This is a genomic window from Kitasatospora misakiensis (genome assembly GCF_042656005.1).
In the GTDB taxonomy this organism is placed as follows: Bacteria; Actinomycetota; Actinomycetes; order Streptomycetales; family Streptomycetaceae; genus Kitasatospora; species Kitasatospora misakiensis.
The window spans coordinates 74,368-96,975 of the sequence record NZ_JBHSOF010000033.1 but is presented as its reverse complement, the minus strand read 5'-3'; the positions used below and the strand labels follow the sequence as shown (position 1 = coordinate 96,975).

At 72.8% G+C, this 22,608-nt stretch carries 14 protein-coding genes, 3 tRNA genes and 1 pseudogene; 11 read left to right on the top strand and 7 right to left on the bottom strand.

Features of this window, described 5'->3' with window-relative positions:
- Nucleotides 1-2,648: PAS domain-containing protein (locus ACFP3U_RS23655; RefSeq protein ID WP_380227628.1), on the bottom strand; the 2,648-nt coding region annotated here is incomplete at its 3' end.
- Between the two features lie 180 nt (nucleotides 2,649-2,828).
- On the opposite strand from ACFP3U_RS23655, the gene ACFP3U_RS23650 reads away from it, so the two are divergent.
- The 10 genes from ACFP3U_RS23650 to ACFP3U_RS23605 all read left to right on the top strand — a co-directional run bounded on the left by ACFP3U_RS23650 (nucleotide 2,829) and on the right by ACFP3U_RS23605 (nucleotide 16,374).
- A tRNA-Ser gene (locus ACFP3U_RS23650) sits at nucleotides 2,829-2,919 on the top strand.
- Between the two features lie 198 nt (nucleotides 2,920-3,117).
- Nucleotides 3,118-3,193: transfer RNA gene (locus ACFP3U_RS23645), tRNA-Arg, on the top strand.
- Between the two features lie 31 nt (nucleotides 3,194-3,224).
- A tRNA-Arg gene (locus tag ACFP3U_RS23640) sits at nucleotides 3,225-3,300 on the top strand.
- Nucleotides 3,301-3,598: 298 nt separating this feature from the next.
- The gene (locus tag ACFP3U_RS23635; RefSeq protein WP_380227627.1) at nucleotides 3,599-6,877 is read left to right on the top strand and encodes an Ig-like domain-containing protein; all 3,279 of its coding nucleotides are present in this window, start codon (nucleotides 3,599-3,601) and stop codon (nucleotides 6,875-6,877) included.
- 254 nt (nucleotides 6,878-7,131) lie between these two features.
- Nucleotides 7,132-8,355 carry an SPFH domain-containing protein gene (locus tag ACFP3U_RS23630; RefSeq protein WP_380227626.1) on the top strand — a complete coding sequence of 408 codons (1,224 nt, stop codon included), beginning with the start codon at nucleotides 7,132-7,134 and terminating at the stop codon, nucleotides 8,353-8,355.
- A complete protein-coding gene (locus ACFP3U_RS23625; RefSeq protein WP_380227625.1) occupies nucleotides 8,352-9,377 on the top strand; it encodes a C40 family peptidase in 1,026 nt (341 codons plus the stop codon). Before ACFP3U_RS23630 ends, ACFP3U_RS23625 begins: the two co-directional genes overlap by 4 nt.
- 157 nt (nucleotides 9,378-9,534) lie before the next feature.
- Entirely contained in the window at nucleotides 9,535-10,272 is a 738-nt protein-coding gene (locus ACFP3U_RS23620; protein WP_380227624.1) for a TnsA-like heteromeric transposase endonuclease subunit, read from the top strand.
- Entirely contained in the window at nucleotides 10,269-12,305 is a 2,037-nt protein-coding gene (locus tag ACFP3U_RS23615) for a helix-turn-helix domain-containing protein (protein ID WP_380227634.1), read from the top strand. Before ACFP3U_RS23620 ends, ACFP3U_RS23615 begins: the two co-directional genes overlap by 4 nt.
- Nucleotides 12,306-12,310: 5 nt before the next feature.
- Nucleotides 12,311-13,387 carry an AAA family ATPase gene (locus ACFP3U_RS23610; RefSeq protein ID WP_380227633.1) on the top strand — a complete coding sequence of 359 codons (1,077 nt, stop codon included), beginning with the start codon at nucleotides 12,311-12,313 and terminating at the stop codon, nucleotides 13,385-13,387.
- The gene (locus tag ACFP3U_RS23605; RefSeq protein WP_380227623.1) at nucleotides 13,384-16,374 is read left to right on the top strand and encodes a TniQ family protein; all 2,991 of its coding nucleotides are present in this window, start codon (nucleotides 13,384-13,386) and stop codon (nucleotides 16,372-16,374) included. The genes ACFP3U_RS23610 and ACFP3U_RS23605 overlap by 4 nt, the downstream gene beginning before the upstream one ends.
- Nucleotides 16,375-16,476: 102 nt before the next feature.
- Here ACFP3U_RS23605 and ACFP3U_RS23600 read toward each other — a convergent pair whose 3' ends face one another.
- Together ACFP3U_RS23600 and ACFP3U_RS23595 are read right to left on the bottom strand one after the other, a co-directional pair.
- Nucleotides 16,477-16,842: a hypothetical protein gene (locus tag ACFP3U_RS23600; protein WP_380227622.1), complete on the bottom strand. Its 366-nt coding sequence runs from the start codon at nucleotides 16,840-16,842 to the stop codon at nucleotides 16,477-16,479.
- Nucleotides 16,843-17,686: 844 nt separating this feature from the next.
- A complete protein-coding gene (locus ACFP3U_RS23595; RefSeq protein WP_380227621.1) occupies nucleotides 17,687-18,652 on the bottom strand; it encodes an aldo/keto reductase in 966 nt (321 codons plus the stop codon).
- 127 nt (nucleotides 18,653-18,779) lie between these two features.
- On the opposite strand from ACFP3U_RS23595, the gene ACFP3U_RS23590 reads away from it, so the two are divergent.
- A complete protein-coding gene (locus ACFP3U_RS23590; protein ID WP_380227620.1) occupies nucleotides 18,780-18,974 on the top strand; it encodes a hypothetical protein in 195 nt (64 codons plus the stop codon).
- A 54-nt stretch (nucleotides 18,975-19,028) separates the two neighbouring features.
- Here the strand turns inward: ACFP3U_RS23590 and ACFP3U_RS23585 are convergent, their stop codons facing one another.
- The 4 genes and pseudogenes from ACFP3U_RS23585 to ACFP3U_RS23570 all read right to left on the bottom strand — a co-directional run.
- Nucleotides 19,029-20,072: an endo alpha-1,4 polygalactosaminidase gene (locus tag ACFP3U_RS23585; RefSeq protein ID WP_380227619.1), complete on the bottom strand. Its 1,044-nt coding sequence runs from the start codon at nucleotides 20,070-20,072 to the stop codon at nucleotides 19,029-19,031.
- 22 nt (nucleotides 20,073-20,094) lie between these two features.
- On the bottom strand, nucleotides 20,095-20,799 hold the full coding sequence (locus tag ACFP3U_RS23580) for a spherulation-specific family 4 protein (protein WP_380227618.1): 705 nt from the start codon (nucleotides 20,797-20,799) through the stop codon (nucleotides 20,095-20,097).
- A complete protein-coding gene (locus tag ACFP3U_RS23575; protein ID WP_380227617.1) occupies nucleotides 20,796-21,701 on the bottom strand; it encodes an NAD-dependent epimerase/dehydratase family protein in 906 nt (301 codons plus the stop codon). Before ACFP3U_RS23575 ends, ACFP3U_RS23580 begins: the two co-directional genes overlap by 4 nt.
- Nucleotides 21,702-21,865: 164 nt before the next feature.
- Nucleotides 21,866-22,567, bottom strand: a pseudogene (locus tag ACFP3U_RS23570) (nucleotidyltransferase family protein); the annotation flags it as partial.
- Between the last annotated feature and the right edge of the window lie 41 nt (nucleotides 22,568-22,608).

Below are 22,608 nucleotides of genomic sequence, written 5' to 3'. Positions count from 1 at the left end.
GGCAACGCGGGCAGCGCCGGGGCCGCCCCGGCGCCGTCGGTCGCGGACGGGCCGGTGTGCTCGCCGCCGGGACCGGGCGGTACGGCCAGCCGGCGCCGTCGGCCGGTCGGCGTGGGTGCGGCGGGCTCGGGCGGCGCGGGCGCCGGACCGTCCGGCAGGGCGTGCTCCAGCCCGGGGTAGACGGGGGTGTCGGTGACGCCGGGCAGGGCGAACCCGCCGGAGGAGTCCTCGTTGCCCGGCAGCGCGCGGCGGCGCCTGGACGGTCTGGACTCGGCGCCGGCGTCGTCCCGGCCGACCACCGGGCCGTCCTGGCCGGCGGCCGGGCCCTCCGGGGTGCTCCCGCCGCCGGGGCCGAGGGCGATCGGGGCGCGCGGGCCGCTCTCGCCGCCGTCGGTACCGGCCGCGCTGTTCGGGTCACCGGGGTGACCGTCCGGGCGCCCGCCGTCGACCGGGACGGCGTAGGCGGTGCCGGAACGGCCGTCGTCCTTGCCCCACGGGTCGCTCTGCGGGCCGCTCGGGCCGCCGAGGCCCTGCCGCCCGTACGCGGGGTCGTTGCCGGTGCCGTTCCACTGCTCGGGGACGGCCGGCTCGATCCGGGCCGGGGCGTTCGGCCACTGGTCGGCGGGGGCCTCGGGGCCGGCGCCCGGGGTGTCCGGGGTGCCGAGGTCGTGGTCCGCGGCCGGCGGACCGGCGGGCTGCTCCTCGACGGCGGGCCGGCCGCGGCGCCCGCGGCGCTGCTCGACGGCCGGTGCCTCGGCCGGCGCGGCGCCGGCCGCCGGGTCGGTCCCCGGCTCGACGGTCCGGGCGACGGGCACACCGTCCGGCACACCGGCCAGGGAGACGTCCGCGGAACCGTCCCGCGCGCCCTCCCGAGGGGCTTCCGCCGGAGCACCGACGGGGGTGTGGCCGGTCCCGGGGCCCGTGGCGCCCTCGGGCGAGGGCTCCTCGGTGCGCGCGGTGGGCAGCTGCGGGATGCCCGGCAGCTCGGGCAGGACGGCGCTGTCGGTCTCCTTCGGCCGGTCCGACCGGCCCTCGGCGCCCGCGCGCTCGGCGGCGGCCTTCGCGGCGGCCGGGTCCAGCGGCAGTTCGACGACATAGGTGGTGCCGGCGCGCCCCGGCAGCTCGTGCGGCTGGAGCACCCCGCCGTGGCGCTCCACCACCGCCTGGGCTATCGGCAGGTGGACGGGGCTGCCGCCGCGCCCGGGGCCGCGGATCTCCACCCGGGCGACCTCCCCGCGCTGGGCGGCGGCGAGCACCACGGCCGGCACGTCGCCGCCGCCCGGCGGCAGGGCCGGGGTGCCGGGGGCGGTGAGTCCGGGGGAGGGCAGTTCGGAGGTGGCGTCCAGCGACAGGCCGACACCGCTGACGTCGGCGACCAGGTGGGCCAGCGCCTGGGCGAGCCGCTGCTCATCGGCGATCACCTCGACGGCGGCGGCGTGCACGGAGAACCGCACCCGGCCGGCACCGACCAGTTCGCCCGCGTGCTCGACGGCCCGGCGGACCACCTTGTCCAGGGCGACGGGGACCTGTTCGGCGGTCTTCCGCCCGCCGCCCTTGCCGTCCGCCGCCGCCGCCGCGGCGGCGCTCTCCCCGGCCTCGGAGCGCTGGTGGGCGAGCACGCCGTCGATCAGCTTGCCGAACCGGCGGCACTCGTCGGCCAGTCGACGCAGCGTCCAGTTGGCCTCCGGCCAGAGCTGCCCGGCCGGGTCGGCGGCGAGCGCGTCGATCCGCCGGTGCAGCGCGGTCAGCGCACCGCCCAGCTCGCTCTCCAGGACGGCGGTGAGGTGCTCGTTGCGGGCGACCAGCGCCAGCTCGCGGCTGCGGTCGGTGAAGGTCATCACCGCGCCGACCAGCTGGTCGCCGTCCCGGACCGGGGCGGTGGTGAGGTCGACGGTGACCGGCCGGCCGTCCTTGCGCCACAGCACGGTGCCGCGCACCCGGTGCTTGCGCCCGGAGGTCAGGGTGTCCAGCAGCGCGGACTCCTCCAGGGTCAGCGGGGTGCCATCGGCCCGGGAGTGCTGGATCAGCGGGTGCAGCTCGCGGCCGCCCAGCTCGCTGGCCCGGTACTCCAGGATGTGCGCGGCGGCCGGGTTGACCAGCACGCAGCGGCCTTCGAGGTCGACGCCGAGCACACCCTCGGCGGCGGCCCGCAGGATCATCTCGGTCTGCTTGTGCTGGCGGCGCAGCTCCGCCTCGACGCCGAGCCGGCCGGTCAGGTCGCGGACCAGCAGCAGGAGCAGGTCGGAGGAGCGGGAGCCCTCGCGGTACGGGTCGTAGGGGACCAGCGTGGAGGACGCGTACCCGCGGGCCTCGCCCGAGCCGTCGTGGTCGAAGTCGTTGCCGGACACCTCGACGGGGAAGGTGGTGCCGTCGGTGCGCCGGGCGGTCATCCGCACCGGGCGTTCGAGCGGCTCGTCCTCGCGGGCGGCCGGGCGCATCGAGCCGGGGATGCGGCTCGGGTCGAACTCCGGGAGGAGATCGAGCACGCCCATGCCGACCAGCGAGGTGCCGGGCGCCTGGAGCGCCTGCACGGCCGCGTTGTTGGCGTCGACGACGGTGCCGTTGCTGTTCACCAGCAGCAACGCGTCGGGTAGGGCGTCGAGTATGGCGGCGAGGCGAGCAGCGCCTCGGATCGGCCTGCTGCTCACGTCGACAGGTCTCCTCGGCTTCAGGGCAGCTCTCTCCGGAGAAGGCAGTATCTCATTCTTCTTTGCGGCGAGGACGACCCGCCTAGTAACGTTGTCGGCGGTTGGTGCCGGGCCCCAGGGTTGTGGCATCATCACAGGCACAGGGAACGAGTCCGCGCACGCGGGCCTGGTCCATGTGGAGGAGGCTTCGCCTAGTCCGGTCTATGGCGCCGCACTGCTAATGCGGTTTCGGGGTTATTCCTGATCGAGGGTTCAAATCCCTCAGCCTCCGCAGCCCGGGAGCCCTGTCGACGATCTTGTCGGCGGGGCTCTTCGCATGTTCGGGACCGTTCGAGACTGTCCGGGCGGGGGTCGGGCGCGGGCCGGGCGGGGGGCCGCCCGGGGGCCCGGATCAATCGATTTCGCCCCGCGCCGCAGGTCATGTAATGTTGTCCCCGCACCGCCCCGCTGGACACGTTCACCAGGGCGAGCGCTCATAGCTCAACGGATAGAGCACTTGACTACGGATCAAGAGGTTGCAGGTTCGAATCCTGCTGAGCGCACCAAACCCCGCAAGACCGGATCCGTCCGGCCCTTGCGCTCATAGCTCAACGGATAGAGCACTTGACTACGGATCAAGAGGTTGCAGGTTCGAATCCTGCTGAGCGCACCAGCGAAAAACCCCCGGCCATCGGCCGGGGGTTTTTGCGTTTCCGGCCCAGGTCAGGCGGCCGGGCGGCCGGGTCCGTCCTGGGTGTTCCCTGCGATATCTCTCCTAATGGGTGAAATTCGGCCCTTTCGGGTACATCCGGGCCCTGTCGGGGCAGAGGCTGCCAATCGGGTGTCATACGGCCAATAGCGCAGGTGTCGCGGTATGACCGGCCCAGGATCGTGATTCCGTTTTGTCAGATCTTGTGTCCAGACTGCCCGGTCACCCAGGCCGCCCGGCAGCCGATGCGAAGGAGAGCCGGATGAACCGACAGTTCCCGGCTGCGGCCGGCGCCGCCGCCGTCCTGGCGGCCGGGCTGCTGATCGGCTGGAACCCGCCGCCCTCGGCCGCCCAGCAGTCCCCCGGGGCCTGGACCGCCGAACGGGGCGCGGTGCTGCCCTCCGGACTCTCCGTCCAACTGGATTTCTCCGCCGACCCCGGGATGTCCGTCACCGCCGGTGCCGGGAAATTGGCGGACCGGGCCGGCGGCGGCCGTTCCGGCGCGCTGTACGCCGACGGACTCCGGCCCGGAGATCCCGCGCAGACCTTCCGGATCGCCGAGGACCGTCCGCAGACGGACGGTTCCTGGCGGACCGTCGGAACGCTCCGGCTGACATTCTCCCGGGCCGTCCGGAACCCCCGGCTGCACCTCAGCGGACTCGCCGGAATCACCACCGCGAGATCCGGCTCCACCGGCACCGCGACCAGGCTCACCCTGACCGGCGGCTCACCGGCCGCGCCGACCCTGGTCAACCGCACCGACTGGCCCGGCTGGACGGTCGACGGCAACACGCTCGCCCCCGCCCGGGCCGACGGCGGCGCCGACGGCGATCCGGGATCCGCCGCCGAGGGCAGTCTGGAGCTGGCCGGCACCTTCCGCTCGGTGATCTTCCGGGTCGAACGGCGCTCCACCGCCCGGGCCGGCTCCGGCGCCGCTCCCGCCCCCGCACCGCTCACCCAGGCGTACACGGTCACCCTGGACGAGGGCGTCGGCACCGCGCCGCAGGGGTACGGCAACGCCTCCCACCTGCTCTCCGACCTCTACCTGGGCGGCGACGCGGCGACCCAGGGTGCCCGGGCCGACGGGCGGCCCACCTGGTTGTTCCGGCGGCCCGGCGCCGGCCGCACGGACGGCACCGGCGAAGGGGGCGCGGGCGGTACGGGCGGCGGCACCGAGGGGGCCGCCGCCGACGGCGGCAATCCGCCCCCGCCGCAGCTCCAGCCCGGCCGCGGCGAGTACCAGGGCGCCGACCCGGCCGTCGGCTACCCCGCCGACGCGGCGATCGGCCGCGACTACCGGCTCACCCTCCCGGTCGCCGTCGGCGACTCCACCGCCACCCTGGCCGGCTGGATCGACTTCGACCGCAACGGCCGCTTCGACCCGACCGAGCGGGTGCAGACCGAGGTCGCGCCCGGCGAGCGCACCGCCACCCTGGACTGGACCGTCCCCGCCAACGCGGCCTCCGGCGAGACCTGGGCCCGGCTGCGGATCGGCCGGGACGCCGCCCAGGTGGTGCCGGCCAGCGGCTTCGCCGACTCCGGGCAGGTCTCCGACCAGCGGATCCGACTGACCGTCGGGGCCGCCCGTCCGGAGATCGCCGAACCGGTCGACGGCACCACCCTCGCCGAGGCCCGCCCCCGGATCTCCGGCGAGGGCGCGGTCGCGGGCGCCACCGTCGAGATCCGTGAGGGCGACACCGTGCTCTGCCGCGCCCGGGTCACGCGGGGCGGCGACTGGTCCTGTCGCCCGGACACCGCGCTGGCCGCCGGCCGGCACAGCCTCACCCCGGTGGAGACCACCAGCGGCGGCGTGGTGCTGCGCGGCGAGCCGATCCGGATCACCGTCAAGACCGCGCCACCGGCCGCGCCGGTGCTCACCCTGCCCGAGTTCACCAACGACCCGGGGCTGCAGTTGGCCGGCACCGGCGAACCGGGCAGCACGGTCACCGTGGTCGACCGGCCGGCCGGCGTGCGCGAGGCGGCCGGTGCGGGTGGCGGGTCGGGCGGGTCCAGCGGCCAGGGGACCGACCTGTGCAGCACGGCCGTCCGGGCCGACGGCGGCTGGTCCTGCCTGCCGGTGGAGAACCTGGCGGACGGGCGGCACCGGCTCACCCCGGCCGCCGCCGACCCCGCCGGGAACCGGACCACCGGACAGGTGGTCGAGCTGGTGGTCGACACCGTGCCGCCGGACCGCCCGGTGCTCACCGCGCCCGCCGCCGGGGAGACCGTCCGGGTCGTCCGGCCGCGCCTCGCCGGCCGGGCGGAGCCCGGGGCGCAGGTGCTCGTCACCGCGCGGGCGGAGCGCGCCCCCGAGGCCGCGCGGATCGTCGCCTGCGGGGCGACGGCGGCCGTCGACGGCAGCTGGACGTGCACGGCGAACCGGGACCTGGCGGACGGGGCGCAGTGGCTGGTCGTCACGGCGACCGACCGGGCCGGGAACGGCACGGCGGCGGACGCGGTGGCGGTCACGGTCGCGGCAGCGGACCGGCCGGTCGCTACGCCGACGCCGGTCGCTACGCCGACGCCGGTCGCGACGGCGACGGCGACAGCGACAGCGACGCCGACCTCGGTCGCCACGCCCACCCCGGCGGTGACGCCGACGGTTTCCCCCAGCTCGGTGACGGTCGTGCCGCCGTCGCCGTCGGCCTCGGCCTCGCCGTCGGTGTCCCCATCGCCGTCCCCGTCGGCCTCGGCCGTACCGACGCCGGCCGCCTCGCCCACGCTTTCGGCCCAGCCCACGTCGGCCCCCGCGGTGGCGGTGTCCTCGCCGCCGGTGCCCACACCTTCGGTGGCCGTCCCGTCCCCGGCCGTTCCGTCGCCGACCGCTTCGACGGTCCCGACGGCTCCGGCCTCGCCGACGGCCTCGTCCCCGGCTGCGGTTGAGCCTGTCCTCGATCCCGTGGTGCCGGGGTTGGTGCCGATCGTGGTGCCCCCGGTGCCGCCGGTGGTCTCGTCGCCGACGCCCACCGCGGCCGCATCCCCGTCGCCGACCGTGTCCCCGTCCCTGTCTCCGTCTCCGACCTTGAGCGTTGTCCCGACTCCGTCCACCGTGTCCACGCCGTCCGCTGTGGTGGTGCCGTCGGTGGGTGCGGTTGAGCCTGTCCTCGATCCCGTGGTGCCGGGGTTGGTGCCGATCGTGGTGCCCCCGGTGCCGCCGGTCGTCCCGTCGCCGACGCCGACGCCGACCCCGTCCCGGAGTGCCGTCCCGACTCCGCCCTCCTCGGCCCCGACGTCCCCGAGCCCGAGTCCGACCCTGATCCCGACATCCACCCCCACGACGACCCCGACCGCGACCGTCGGCTCCTCCGTCACCTCGGCCGAGCCGGACCCGGACCCGGACTCGGATCGGGACCGGGCCGGCCGGGGCCGGGTACCCGCCGCACCGCCCGAGCAGGTGGAGCCGTCGTCGCCGACGGCGGCCGACCGGCATCGGTCGGACGGCTGGCGCGGCGCGCTCGCCGGGACCCTGCTGATCATCACCGGGATCGGGCTGATCACCCGCCGGGTGCTCGCCCGGGGATCCGGTACCCGGCGGCGCTGAACCGCTCCCACCATCCGCTCATGTGCCTGCGCGTCAGCTCCGACTTCGGATGATTCGTCAGTAAATGTCGACACGCATCACCCTAAATGTCGCATTTGATGGCTTATGAACCTAGCCTGGCTCTGGCACTGCCCGTCAGATCCGGGCCGCCCGTTGCGCGACACACTGAACCTGAGGATCCGTGCATGGACGTCACCCGCGATTCTTCGCAGCGACCCGACCCCGACCCTTTGCCCACGATGCTCCCCCCGGCCTTGCCGGAACGTTTCGCCTCCGGATCCAGCCCGCTGGCCAGGGCGTCGAGAACGCCCCGGCCCGTCGGCCGGCCGGCCGACAGCGGTCCGCCGACCACCCCGCCGACGGTACTCCCGGGCCCCGCCGGCACCCCCGTCGACCTGCGCGATCCGCTGGAAGCGGGGGAACCGGTCGCCCGGACGGTGGTGGCGGCGGCTCCGGAGCCGGAGACGGTTCCGACCGCGACGCCGACCGCCGCCACCTCGCGCCGGCCGCCGCGCGCCGACCAGACGCTGCGCGAGCAGAACGCCGCGAGCCTGCCCGGCTGGATCGCGCTGCTCGGGCTGCTGCTCGGAGCGGCCGCCGTCCTGCTGGTGCTGGTGCACGACGGCGTCGTCCCGCACTGGGACGCGCTGCCCGACCTGCGGACGGACGCCGCCCGGGCGAGCGGGCAGCCCGAGGTGACCGCCCGTTCGGTGGCCGCCGTGACCGCCGCCGGGCTGCTGATCGTCCTCGCGCTCGCCGGTCTGCTGGCCAACGCGGGCGGTGAGACCCGGGTGCTCACCCGCTGGGGCCGCTACCGGGGCACCGTCCGCCGTACCGGCCTGGTCTGGGTCAACCCGCTGCTGCGCCGCCGCCGGGTGGACGTCCGGCTGCGGCACTGGCGCAGCGAGCCGGCCAAGGTGGTCGACCGCACCGGCACGCCGATCGTGGTCCGGCTGCTGATCGTGTGGCGGGTCAAGGACACCGCTCGCGCGACGCTGGCGATCGAGGACCACGAGAGCTACCTGCGCGAGCAGGTCCAGGCGGTGCTCACCCGGACCGCCTCCACCCTGCCGTGCGACAGCAACGCGGCGCCCGGGCCCGCGCTGCGCGACGGCCAGTGGTTCGCCGACGAGCTGACTCGGGCGCTCGCCGCCGAGGTCGCCCCGGCCGGGCTGGAGGTCTACTCGGCGCAGCCGCTGGCGCTGGACTACGCGCCGGAGGTGGCCGAGTCGATGCGCCGCCGCCGGTTGGCCGACCTGGACGCGGGCCTGCGCACGGTGCTGGTGGACGACGCGGTGGAGGCGGCGGCGCTCGCCGTGCGCCGGCTGGAGCGCGCCACCGCGCACGAGCTGGACGTGGCCGCCCGGAGCGCGCTGATGGAGCAGCTGCTGGTCGCCTTCGTCGCCCCGGCCGGAGTGGCCGCCTCGGTACCGCCCCCGGCCGCCCGGGCCGGGCGTAAGGAAGGACGACCGGCATGAGGATAGCCACCGGCACGGACGCCGGCCTCGCGTTCGCGGACGACACCGCCGACGGGCTCGACGCGTTCGAGGCTTTCGGGAATCTCGACGACTTCAACTGGCCGGACGGCTTCGGCGACGTCGGCAGCGCGCTGATCGGCTTCGAGGAGCGCCTCGGCGGCAGCCCCGCGATCGCGGGCTGTGCCTGCCCGCACTGTGCGGCCCGGCCGCGCACCGCCCGTCCGGCGGCGCCGTCCGGGGCCGGGCGAATACACCGGGCGGTGCGCAGCACCTGTCTGGCCACCACGGTGCTGGCCGGTGCCGGGGTGGTCGGACTGACCGCCGGCGCCGGGGCCGCGCACGCCGCGCCGGGCAAGCAGGGCTGGGACGGGTCCAAGTACTGGTTCAAGAACGCCCGGGGCGAGTGGCGCTGGACCAGCCACTACAACGTGTACACGAAGGCCGTGGGCGGCTCCGCCGGTTCCGGCGTCGCCGCGGGCTCCGGTGCGGCCGCCGCGCCGCCGGCCGTCTCCAACGGCCAGGCCGGGTCCGCCGGACTGCGGCAGGGCTGGGACGGGTCCAAGTACTGGTTCAAGAACGCCCGGGGCGAGTGGCGCTGGACCAGCCACTACGACGTCTACCTCGACCGCACCGGCGGCTCGGACACGGCACCGTCCGTCGGGCGCCCGGAGTCGGCGATCGACTACGCGCTCGCCCAGCTCGGCAAGCCGTACGTGTGGGGCGGCGACGGCCCGTCCGGCTACGACTGCTCGGGGCTGGTGCAGCAGGCCTACCGGCGGGCGGGCATCGGCCTGCCGCGGGTGGCCGACGACCAGTACGCGGCGACCACCCCGATCACGGCGGGTCAGCTGCGCCGCGGCGACCTGCTGTTCTGGTCGGACAGCGGCCGGGCCTCGGGCATCCACCACGTGGGGATCTACCTGGGCGGCGGGAAGTTCGTCGAGGCGCCCCGGCCGGGGAAGGCCGTTCGGGTGTCGACGATCAGCGGCGACTTCCGACCGACCCACTTCGGCCGACCCTAGAGGTCGTGACACGGCATGTAGTTTCGCGTTAGATCTGTCGGATTCTCAGCACTCTGTCGCTGCCGTGTCGGTGGCGACAGAGTGCTGAGATATCACTCTTTCGAGATCTGTTCCGGTAGCCATGGTCAACACTACCGTCAGTAGCATGTCTGGGTCCGTGAGTGATGGTCTCCGGGTTCGGTACCGACAGGCGGACGGGGCGATCACCGAGGCCCCGTTGGACCTGCTGGTGGTCCCGGAAGTGGTGGCGGGGCTGCCCGTACGCGAGTTCCGCTGGTACCGGGGACGGCAGCATTACTCGGGGTGGTACTGGGCCTCGACAGGTGGGCGGATGGTCGCCTACGAGAGCCGTCTTGAGCTGGCCAGGATTCTGCTGGCCGATTTTGACCCGTTGGTCGCGGCGATTGCCGCTCAGCCGTTCCAGCTCGTCGGCCCGGACGGAGACCGTGTGCGGAAGCACGTTCCCGATCTGCTGCTGGTGTACGCGGATGGTCGGGTGGGCGTCGTGGATGTCAAGGCGGCGTCGCGGATGGGCGATTCGAAGGTGTCAGCGCAGTTCGCCTGGACCAGACGGATTTGCGCGGGCCAGGGCTGGGATTACGAGACGTGGTCTGGGGCGGACCCGGTGCTGGTGGAGAACGTGCGCTTCCTGGCCGGCTACCGCAGGCCGGAGGTGATCGATCAGGACGTCGTCGAGCAGGTGCGCGAGGCAGTCAAGGGGGAGTCGACGATTGCCGGGGTCGAGCGGGATCTGTCGGGCCGGTTCCCGGCCGGGCTGGTGCGTCCGGCGGTCCTGCATCTGGTCTGGGCAGGGATGCTGACTGCCTCCTTGGACCGTCCGTTGGATGCGTGGACCGAGGTGCGGCCTGCGGGGAGGGGCGGGTGGACGGCATGAGGGTGAGCCTGTTCCCCGGCTCGCGGGTGGTCTTCGACGGTGATGTCGTCGAGGTGGTGGAGTTCGATGGCGGGCGGATCGTGGTGCGCAATACGCGTACGGGCGCCTTCAACGCGGTTTCTGTTGCCCGGCTCGCGGCGGGGGTCCGACTCCAAGGCGGCATCGTGGGCGGTGGGTTGAGCGATGGCCTGGCCTTGGCGGGCCTGTCGTCGCCGCAGCGCGAGGAGGTGGCCGAGCGGGCCGGTCATGTCCGCGAAGTGCTCAGCGGGTTCCGCTCGGGGTTCGCGGAGGCCGCCGGCGAGGGTGAGCCGCGGCCCCAGTTCGACCCGGCGCGGAAGCTGTCTGACCGGGTTGCCGCCAAGGCGGACGAGTTGAAGGTCTCCACGCGGACCGTGGAACGCTGGATCGCCGCCTACGAGGAGGCCGGGGAGGCAGGGCTGGTGAACCAGCGCCGACTCAAGGGCCGGGGACAGCGGGTGGATCCACGCTGGGACGACGCGGTTCGTGAGGTGTTCGCGCAGCTCGTGGACGCTTCCACCCCGACCCGGTCGGCCGTGCTGCGCAAGGCCGAGGATCTGCTGGAGGAACGGCACGGGCCGGGTGAGGTTCCGCTGCCGTCGCGGGCCACGGCATACCGCCGTTTGGAGGCCCTGGCCCACGGCACGAACGCGGTGTCGGGCAGCGCGAAGGCCCGCCGGTCGATCGCCGAGCGCCCGCGGGGCGTCTACGGGCGGCTGCGGGCGACACGGCCGGGCGAGTACGTCGTGCTGGACACCCAGGACCTCGACGTCTACGCGATGGAAGAGGTCACCTGCCGCTGGGTGAAGACCCAACTCACGGTCGCCCAGGACCTGTTCACCCGCTGCATTGTGGGGCTTCGGGTCACGGCGGTGTCCACCCGGGCGGTCGACGTCGCCCAGGTGCTGTTCGAGGCGGTCGCCCCGCCCGCGGAGGAGGAAGGGCGGCGAGTGCTGGCGCCGTTCCACGGGCTGCCGGACCAGCTCGTCTTCCGCGAGGAGGACCAGGTCCCCGGACGGGGGCTCTGCCCGCCGGAGACGCTGGTGGTCGACCACGGCCGCGCGTTCCTGTCCACGCACGTGATCAGCGTCTGCACCCGGCTGGGGATCTCCATCCAGCCTGCCCAGCCGAAGAAGCCCACCGACAAGCCGACCGTCGAGCGGTTCTTCAAGACCCTGCGGGAGGGCCTGATCCAGCACCTTCCCGCCTACAAGGGCCCGGATGTCCACAGCCGTGGCCTGGCGGTCGAAGAGCAGGCGTTCTTCTTCGTCCACGAGCTCGAAGACGTGATCCGTGAGTGGGTACGGGACGTCTACCACCGCGCCAAGCATGACGGTCTGGCCGTTGCGCAGTGGCCCGGCGTCGACCTGTCGCCGCTGGAGATGCTGCGGATCGGCATCGCCAAGGCAGGGCTGCTGAGGATCGCGGCGAACCCCGATCTGGCCTACGACTTCCTGAAGGTGGTGCCGCGCACGATCCAGCACTACGGCGTCGAGGTCGGCGGGCTTCGCTACAACGGGGCGGTGCTGGACGGCTACCGCGGCCAGTCCAGCCCCTACGGCGGGCGGCTGGCGGGCCGTTGGCCGATCCGCGTCAACTCGGACGACGTCCGCTTTGTCTACTTCCAGGACCCGGCCGATGGCTCTTGGCACCGGCTGGAGTGGGAACACGCCCCGGGGCTGGCCGCGCCCTTCAGCGCGGAGGCCGCCGCCTACGCGCGCCGTCTAGCGACAGGCCGGGGCCGGCACGTTGACCCCGCCCAAGCCCTGTCCGAGTTGCTGGATCGCTGGCAGCAGGGGCAGGTCGCCGATCGCCGCGAGCGCCGGATGGCGCTTCGCATCTCCGCCGAACGGCCGGCGGTCCCTTTGCCCGCGCCGGATGCCGAGACGGACGCGCCGACGCGCCTGCACCTGGTCCCCGGACCGCGGCTGGACGGCGACACCGACGAGGGCGACGAGATCTTCGACGGGCCAGACGACGACTTCTACGACGACGCGTTCGAGGTGCTGCAGTGACGCCCATGCCGCCGGGCCTGTTCAGCCTCTCCCGCAAGGAAGGCTGGCGGCGTTTCGTCCAGACCCCGCCCAGGACCCGGCCCGAGGCACTGAACCGGGCCCAGCTCGGCGCGCTCGGCTGGGACGCGCTGGAGGACTACAACGACCGCCGCCACGACTGGCACGCCAACTTCGGCATCGTGCAGACGCCGCAGCTGAAGTCCATCCACGGTGAACTCGACGAGATCGTCCACAGCAACCGGCAGGACAGCGACCGGATCCGCTCTGCGGCGGTGATCGACGCCCTGCCGGGACTGGGGAAGACGACCATCGCGAACCTGTTTGGGCGCGACTTCGACCGCGCGCAGATCCGCCGGCACGGGCCGGTCACCGAGCTCGGGCACGAGCGCGTCCCTGTCTTCCGGGTTGGGCTCACCTCGAACACGACTCTGCGCACGCTGAACCGGATGATCTGCGAGTTCTACGGGCACCCGGCCACCAACCGGGCCAGCGCCGCGGCGCTGGCCAGCCACGCGCTGGACTGCGTCCTGTCCTGCGAGTCCCGCGTCGGCATCATCGACGACATCCACTTCATCGACCTCGCTCGCCGCGATGGCCTCGCCGTCAGCAACCACCTGAAATGGCTGGCCAACGAGCTCCCCGTCACGTTCATCTACGTCGGCGTCGGACTGGCCGAGCGCCGGTTCTTCGCTGACGGGCTCACCGGCAAGAACACCGTCCTCGCGCAGACCGCCAGGCGGTGGACCCGCCTGGGAGTCGAGCCGTTCCACCGGCGCGACGGCGCCGGCCGCCGGCACTGGCGGAGCCTGATCAAGTCGACCGAACGCCAGCTGGTGCTGGCCGAACACCGCCCTGGCATACTCGCCGACCTGGAGGACTATCTGTTCGAGCGCACCACCGGACACATCGGCTCGTACTTCACGCTGCTGGTCCGCGGCTGTTACCGCGCGATCCGCACCGGCTCCGAAGCGCTCACCCGCGATCTGCTCGACCAGGTCCGCCTGGACGAAGCCTCCGAGCAGGCCCGCCGCCAGCTGCACGGTTCGGCGCCGCCTCGCCCGGCTCGCGGGGCCGCGTCATGACGCCGCTCGCCCGCGTTCTGCCGCTGCGGGTGGCACCGCTCGAAGGCGAGGGCATCGACAGCTGGCTGCACGCGCTGGCCCGCCGCAACGGGCTCGCCATGGACCGGCTGCTGACCATCCTCGCGCTGCCCAAGCCCGCCAACCCGCACGCCCTGGTCACCTGGGACACGGCGGAGCATCTGCGTCGGCTGGAGGAGTTGACCGGTCTGCGGAGCGGTCGGCTGGAAAGTACGGTCGCGCCCGCCAACTGGTTCCCGGGCGCCGTCCGCACCCGCACGCCTCGCTACTGCCCGCCCTGCCTGGCCGAACGCGGCGGCCGGTTCAGGCTGACCTGGTGGTCGCCTTGGACATTCGCCTGCACCAAACACCGCGTCCTGCTGGCCGACCACTGCCCGACCTGCCTCACCCGCCCCCGCCTGCACACACCCCTCGTCCCCGCGCGACCGGGCCTCTGCGCGGCCCGGCTCGCCGAACGCCACCGCTGCATCACCGACTTGGCCACCGCCCCGACCGTCGCGCTCGCCGCGGGCAGCCCGTTCGTGGCAGCCCAGTCCTGGGTCGACGCTCTTACCGCGGTCCGGGGCGCCCTCACCGCATCGGTGATCTTCAACGATCTGGAGCATCTGTCGAACTGGCTTCTGCGCGTCCTGGACGAACGCGACACCGCCGGCCTGGACGCGGCCGTTGCAGACGGCTGGAACAACCGGCCCACCGCGGCACCCGACGCCACCAGGAGCGCTTGGCGCGCAGCCCGGACCGCGCCGGTCACGGCCGTGATCGTCCGCGAAGGCCGGTCTCTCCTCGGCGACGACGAGTCACACGCGATCGACCGGTTGCGGACGCTCGGCCGACGCCACGATGGTGTCGTCTCCGTCTGCCCGCGGACAATGGATCCCAGGCACTTCGCCGAGCTCTCGCCGCTGCTGCACAACAGGCTGTTGCGGGCAGCCGATCCGACTCTGGACCCGACCAGCCGGATCCGCTTCCGCTCCTGCACACCCGGAGCCCGCCTGCCCAAGTCCGATGAGCCGACGGCGCGGGCCCGCTGGGTTCCGCAGATGCTCTGGCCCGACTGGACGCTGCGGATGCTGCCCGAGACCATGCGGGCGGATCTGTTCCGCCTGGTCGCCTCCGCGGTCGTCCTGCACGTTGGACAGCCGGACCACCGGATCCGGTCCACGACCGGCCACCTGCACTCCAACCTGCAGGGCTACCTGCTGGGCCACACCATCCAGGGCATGGTCCGCGCCGGGAACGCCCAACTGCTGGAGGTGTTCTGCAGGATCGCCGACTACCTGGACGCGCAGGGCAGCCCGATCAACTACCACCGGCGCCGCACGCAGATCACCAGCGACATCCTGACCGAGGAGGACTGGCTGCGGATCTGCTACCGCACCGACACCAGCCCCGGCGAGCACGGCCCCAAAGCCGCCGCCACCCCACGTTTCCGCCAAGCCCAGCGCTACCTCGTCCAACTGCTGACCGGCGACGATCTTGCTGACCCGAACCACCCGCTCACATGGCCGAACCCCACCCACCGGGCCCGTTACTACCAGGCCGTCGAGACCTTCCCGCCGGCCCAGCGCAAAGCCCTGCGCGAGCACGGGGCCGCCGCCCTGCTCGCGTTGGGCATCGACGAACCCCTCACCTGGAGCCCGCCCGAACGGATCTGCCACGACCTGCACCTGCCCGGACCGCGCATCGGCGACATCAACCTGCGGGCCCTGCACCGGCTCGTCCACCGCGAAGGCCGCAGCGTCGTCCAGACCGCCGACGCGCTCGGCACCAACCACACCCACGTTCGCTTCGCGCTCGACCTCATCGAGTCACGCCCACTGCGGGAGCGGCCCACCACCAGGGGATCCACCTGGAAGCACCGCGAGCTGGCCCGCACGCTGCTTACGAAGGAGTTCTTCCAGCGCGAGTACGTCGAAGCAGGCAAGAACGCGGGGGAAATCGCAGCGGAACTCGACATGCCCCGCGACATCGTGGTCGAGTTCGCCCGCAAAGCCGGGATCACCCTTCACCGCGCACCCCGGCCCAGGGACCTCGACCCCGACTGGCTCCGCGACCAGTACGTCAACCACCACCGCTCAACGCTCTCACTCGCCCAGGAAGCCGGCACCGAGGACATGACGATCCTGCGTCACCTGCGCCAGCTCGGAATCCCCATCCGGCCCTCCGGAGTCCACAGCAGCCAGGTCATGCTCGCTCGGCTCCCCGAAGACGCTCCAGAGGATGTCAGGAAGGCAGTCCAGGCCACCCGCTACGGATGGCTCCGGCTCGCCCGCTTCCAAGCCACGATGAACCACCCCAGCCTCAAAGCCGCCGGACAGACCCTCGGTCTCGCCCCGTCCGCGCTCGTGATCCAACTCCAGCGACTGGAGAGCGACATCGGCGCCAAGCTGTTCCATCGCAGCGACAAGCACGCCAGTGGTCAGCCCATGACACCCACTGCCCGCGGAACCGAACTCCTTGCCGTCCTCGCGCGTCCCGAAATCCAAGACCTCGCCCCACCCGGCGAATTCACCATCCACCGCACAACCCTGAAATGGACAAAGGGGCGCAAAGCGCCTGAACGTGCCACCGGGGCCCAGCCCACACCCCACTTCAACGTGGGCATGCCCCGAATCACACGACGGCTGGTGGCCGTCCTGCACCACATTCACACCGAACTCGACGGCAAGGAGTTCTACGGATTCGGCGTTCACCAGAGCACCGGCACCGACCTCGGAACGCTCTACCAGATGCTGGCCAGACTCGAAGGCATGGGCTGGCTCACCGCACGCCCCGAAGACGAAACCGAATGGCTGGCCGGGGCCCCACCCGGATGCGGTCCAGGCCGAAGGCGCACCTACTACCGCCTCACATCGGAAGGCAGACGCGCCGCCCAGCATGTCCTCACTACCCGCAAACACACCCGCCCTGCTTCGCTCTCCTATGCAAGCGAGTCCTTCGTGCCTGACACTCCGCAACCACGTCGTTGAAGTTGAGCCAGCGCCGCCTGCCATGTCGACCGCGCTGCCGGGCTTGCTCTACTGACACGCGGCCCTGACCGCCAGTCGCAGGAGTCGGCCGCAGAGTTCCGACTATTTGGAGGCGCTGCCCATTGGGTCAAGGCCGTGGGACTTGCAGTAACTCGTGGTTCGGGTAAGCGCCGGCCCTGCCGCAGTGGCATTGTTGGATTGCGTCAGGAAAGTCTTTGTGTCCTCGGCCAATGTTGTTGGAGCTTTTGGATCAGACCGTTCTACCTCTTCAGCGGCAGAGATGGTTCGCTGTGCACTTTCTGCGACGCGTTCGGGAATCAGATTCTTCCCGCCGCCGCTACTGATCTGCATCATGACCATCATTTGCGAACCCAGGCCGGCGCAGTACTCGATCCGCGCCTTATCTGCTGATGATAGATCTCCGGAGCCGGAGACAGCCGAGCAACCAGCCAGGGCCAAGGTGGCCATGACTGGCCAGGCCGCCGCCCTTCGCAGCCGCAAGCCCAGATGATCGCCGCTTTTGCGCCTTTGAGTGGCCCACATTTCCCTACCCCAACCTTTCGCAAATCAACCGATAGTCCTCGCCGGAGCGAACCTTACGCGAGTGTCAGGAGGTCCTATTCTCGCGCCGAGGCGTGGCCGATACACGCTTCCAGCAACTGACGGCTCCCCAGCCGAGAAGAGCGGAGATCACCAAGTCGCCGATAGTGCTGATCACGTCCGGCATTCGGATGGCGCTAATCAAGCCGCCTAGCGTCAGGGACGTCAGGAATAGCCCGAGAACCATCCACACCAGACGGGCGGGAAGAGAGCGGGAACGAGCACTCAAGGGAGCCTCCGATAGGTGCGCGCGGGAGCCTCGTACGCGAGGTCGACCCTGAATCAGGCGCGAGTGATCCTAGCGGCGCAGCGGGACGGCGTGCCCCGAGCCCAGGGCATGGATGCCCACTTGTGATCTGCGGGTTCCAGAGCAACCGACGCGTCGTCTGTCTGAGCAGTACACGGTCCTTGGTACTCGGACACCTCGGCCGCCCCACCAGGCGATCCGAACGAGGGCCCGCGAGTCCTTGACCTGACACTCTGTAACCCAGTCACACAACTTGGGTCAGAACCCAAGACAACCTGCCGAAGACACCCGCCCCGCAGAACGCGACAAAACGATGAGACGAACCAGAGGACAGACCAATGAGACACGTTGCTGAATCCCCAGCTCAACACGGTCCATGGCGACAAGGACAATCGGAACCTACACGGCAGAGGGGCCGCGTCGTCCACAGCCTGTGGACGACGCGGCCCCTGTCGCCGCACCGGGTCAGGCGGAGGCGTCGTCCAGCAGCGCGGTCTGCGCCGGGGTGAGCTCCAGCGCGGCGGCGGCCAGCAGCGGCGGGAGCTGGTCGACGGTGCGGGCGCTGGCTATCGGGGCGGCGACCGTCGGCCGGGCGGCGAGCCAGGCCAGGGCGACGGTGGCGACCTCGACGCCCTGCTCGGCGGCGACGGTGTCGAGCGCCTCCAGGACCTTGGGGCCGCGCGGGTCGTCCAGGTAGCGGGCGGCCCCCTCGGCGCGGGCGCTGGCCACCCCGGCGCCGCCCGGGCGGTACTTGCCGGTGAGGAAGCCGGAGGCCAGCGCGTAGTACGGAACGGTGGCGAGGCCGTGGGCCGCGACCACCTCGGCCGGCGCGCCCTCGAAGGTGTCGCGGGAGACCAGGTTGTAGTGCGGCTGGACGGCGACGTACTTCGCCAGGCCCTCGCGCTCGGCGAAGGCGAGGGCCTCGGCGAGTCGGTCGGCGCCGATGTTGGAGGCGGCGACGGCGCGCACCTTGCCCTCGCGCACCAGCGCGTCCAGGGCGGTGACGAACTCCTCCACCGGGGTGTCGTCGTCCTGGTGGGTGTAGTAGAGGTCGATGTGGTCGACGCCGAGACGGCGCAGCGAGCCCTCGGCGGCGGCCTTGATGTTGGCCGCGCCCAGTCCGCCGGCCTCGGGGTGCAGGCCGACCTTGGTGGCGACGACGACGGAGTCGCGGTTGCCGCGGCTGCGCAACCAGTTTCCGATGATCGTCTCGGACTCGCCGCCGGTGTTGCCGGGGACCCAGGCGGAGTACACGTCGGCGGTGTCCACGAAGTTGCCGCCGGCCGCGGCGTAGGCGTCGAGGACGGCGAAGGACTCGGCCTCGTCGGAGGTCCAGCCGAAGACGTTGCCGCCGAGGGAGAGCGGGAACACCGAGAGCTCGGAGCTGCCGAGCTTCACGTAACGGGGGGCGTCGCTGCGGGATTCGGTCATGGTGCGAGTCAACCGGATCCGCCGGGCCGGCATTCCGTGCGTGTAGGGGACTTCACATACTTGTCGCATATTCGTAGGGCGGAGACCGGGTGTCGGGGTGGTCCGCGGATTCGTTAGAGTCCGTGCCATGGCTGACAACGACTACGACCCCGCCGGCAGCACCCAGATGTTCCGGGCCTTCGTCGAGGAGACCCCGGCACCCCAGGCGCCGGGCTCCGTCAACACCTACGGCACCAACAGCAACCGCACCGGCATGATCGCGGTGATCGCCGTGGCCGTCCTCGCGGTGCTGGGCGCCGTCATCTGGCTGGCTGCCAAGTAACCCTCGGGACGGAATGCCTGGCGGTTCGGCCGCCCGAGGGTCTTGGTCCCTGCCTCAGCAGGGCTTCCGCCAGGCGTCCAGCTCGAGTTTCTTCTGCATAGAGCTGAAGCCCAGGGCCTTGGTCCGGGCGCAGAACCGGTCCGTGCCGAGCTTGTACTCGACATGGAAGACCGCCTTGCCCGCCTGGATGAAGGGCGAGAGCCGGGCGCACTCGTCGAACTGCGCGCACTCCTCGTTCACCGCGAAGTCGAAGTCGCCCAGCAGGGCGGGGATCTGCTCCAGGTCGTTCTTCAGGCCGATCGCCAGGCCGCGTTCGTGGGCGAGCGTGGCGAGCATGCGGTTGTAGCGGAGCTGGTCGTCCGCGGTCAGCGGGAAGCCGCTGTTCTGGTTGTAGGCCTCGATGGTGTCGGGTTCGACGGCGTCGAAGCCCTTCTGCCGGCACATGTCGAAGCGGGCCGCCATCAGCGGCTTCAGCTGGTCGAGCTTGCGGATGTCGAACCACTTCTCGCCCTTCCAGCCGTTGCCGGAGCCCTGGAGGGCCTGGGCGAAGGCGGGGGCGTCGGGGCGGAAGTCCTCCCAGGAGCCGGCGTTGATGTAGCAGATCACCTTGCGGCCCTTGGCGTGCAGCGCGGCGACCACGGAGGCGTCGGTCTCGAAGCCGTCGATGTCGTAGACCGGGACGTCGACGGACTGGTCCACCCCGCCGCCGAGTTGCCACTGCCAGGCGAGGCCGGGGGTGGGCTGCCAGCGGGCTCCGGTGGCGCCGCTCGGGGTGCCGGGCCCGGTCGGGGTGCCGGGCGGGGTACCGGGCGGGACCGACGGGGTGCCGGGCGGGGCCGACGGGGTACCGGTGGCCGGCGCGCTGGGCGAGCCCGGATCGGCGGAGGAGGACGGGGTGCCCGGGGTGCCCGGGGTGCCCGGCGTACCGGGGGTGCCCGGGACGGGGGCGGCGGTGGCCGCCGGTGGCTGGGCGCCGGTGGCGTCGGCCGAGGGATCGTCCTCGTCCTCCGAGCCCGAGCTGCTGCACGAGGCCGCCAGCAGGGCGACGGCGGTGGCCAGAGCGAGGGCGGCGGCCAGAGGCCGGGTACGGCGGGTCACGGTGCTCGAACTCCGGGTCGTTTCAGGTGGGTTCGGTGACGGGCCGACCGGCGGTCAGCTCGTACGGCAGGGTGCACCAGGGGTTGTCCCCGGTACCCGGCACGGCGCAGCCGACCCCGGCTCGGCGGGCGGCGATCAGCGTGGCCGCCTCCCCGGCCCGTTCGGCGGGCACGTCGTAGACCAGGTGGCAGAACCGGGCGGCGGCGTGCCGGGCGGTCCACAGCGGCAGGGCCAGCTCCCGGTAGGCCGTCCAGTCGCCCTCGAAGGTGACCAGCAGGTCGGCCAGGCCGACCTCGGCGTACCCGGGGTCCGGGTGGGAGCCGTGGCCGAACACCACCGTGGCGCAGCCGGCGGCGCGGGCGGCCGTGGCGAGGCGCCGGTAGTGCGGCAGCGCGCCGGGCGCGGTCGACACCTGGTCGAGGTAGACGCCGGTGATGCCGTGGCGCTGCCGGTAGGTCAGGATGTCGTTCACCACGACGGCGTGCGGCCGCCGGCCGTAGTCGGTGTCGGCGTAGCCGAGCAACGGCAGGCCGGCCGCCCGGAGCTCCTCCACGGCATCGGCGAACACCTGGTCGGGCTCGCCCGGGCCGTCGGCGAGGTTGAGCACGACGGCGGCGATCCGCTTCGGGTCGGCGGCGGCGACCGCCTGCCAGGCCGCCGGGTCCACCGCGGGGTGGACGTACAGCGGCACCAGCAGGCGGCCGTCCTGGTGGCTTGCGCCGGTCATGCGGTGACCAGGGTTGCGGTGGAGAGCCAGAGGTCGCGCAGTGTCTCGTCGAGCCCGGTCTCCGGGTGCCAGCCGAGTGCCCGGGCGGCGGCCGACACGTCGGCCTGCTGCCAGGACACGGCGGCGGAGCGCTCGGAGCCGGCGCCGCTCTCGTCGATCCGGCCGGTGAAGCCGGCCGCCGCGACCAGGCCGTCGGCGATCGCCCGGACCGGCCGGGCCCGCCCGGAGGCCAGGTTGAGCACCCGCGGCAGCGGGCCCTCGGCGGCCACCGCGAGCGCGACGGCGCGGGCGACGTCCCGGGCGTCGACGAAGTCGCGGTGGGCCGAGAGGTCCCCGACCCGCACGACGCCGTCGGCGCCCTCCGGCGCGGCCCGGCGCAGTTCGGCGGCGAGCCGGCCGGGCAGCGAGCCGGCCGGGGCGCCGGGGCCGACCGGGTTGAACACCCGGAGCACCACGGCGTCCAGCGGCGAGCCGGCCACCGCGAGGGAGCCGGCCAGCTTGGTCGCGCCGTAGACGCCGACCGGGCGGGCGTCGGCGTCCTCGGCGAGCGAGTCGCCGGGTGCGCAGACGCCGTACTCGCCGGCCGAGCCGATGTGCACCAGCCGGGCCTTCGGGGCGCCCTGTTCGAGCGCCTCGCAGAGCACGGCCGGGCCGCGGGCGTTGACCTCGGCGAGCTTGACGGCGCTGCCGGCGACCGCGCCCGCGAAGTTGACCACCGCGTCCGGGGCGTGCGCGGCCAGCTCCTCGCCGAGCGGGCCGGCCTGGATGGTGGCCAGGTCGAGCCGCAGGTCGTGGTCGGGCCGCCGCCCGGCGGTCAGCACGGTGGCACCGGGCAGGGCCCGCAGGGCGGTGGCGGCGTGGCGGCCGAGGAAGCCGTCGGCGCCGAGCAGCAGGATTCTCACGCGGCCCGTCCGTCGTTCTCGGGGCCGGCCGGCACCGCGGCGGCCGGCTGCCCGTCGGCGGCGTCGGCGGCGGTGCGGGCGGCGGGGACCGGCCGGTCCTGGCCGTTCGGGACGGCGTACAGGCCCTCACCGGTGGCGGGCGCGGCGGCGTCCGGCTCGTCCGGCAGCAGCAGCGAGCGGTTGAGGGCGAACTCGGCGTTGGCCCGGTCGTAGTCGTCCGGGCGGCCGATGTCGAGCCAGTAGCCGTCGAACTCGTAGGCGGCCGGCGGGGTCTTGGCGGCCAGCAGGTCCAGCACCAGCTCGTCGAAGCCCAGCGGCAGACCCGGGGTGTACGTGGCGAGCGCGGAACGGGAGACCCCGTACACGCCCATCGAGACCCGGTAGTCGATGCGCGGCTTCTCCTGGAAGCCGGTGATGGCGCCTCCCTCGGAGGTCAGCACACCGAAGTCGATCTTCACCTGGCGGGCGTAGGTGGCGATGGTGAGCGGGGCCCCGGAGGCCTCGTGCTGCTTGAGCACCCCGGCGAAGTCCAGGTCGGTGAGGACGTCGCCGTTCATCACCAGGAAGTGCTCCGGCAGCCGGTCCTGCATGGTGAGCAGCGGGCCGAGGGTGCCGAGCGGGCTGTCCTCGACCGCGTAGCCGACCCGCAGCCCCCACTGGGAGCCGTTGCCGACGTAGGCGCGGATGATGTGGCCGAGGTGGCCGATGGCCAGGGTGACGGTCTGGAAGCCCGCGGCGGCGAGCTGGCGCATCACGATCTCCAGGATCGCGTGCTGGTCGCCGATCGGGACGAGCGGCTTGGGAAGCGCGGTGGTGTACGGGCGGAGTCGGACGCCCTTACCGCCGGCCAGGATCACTGCGTGCATGGTGTTTCCCCCACGGAAATCGGAACGACAAGGGGCCTTCG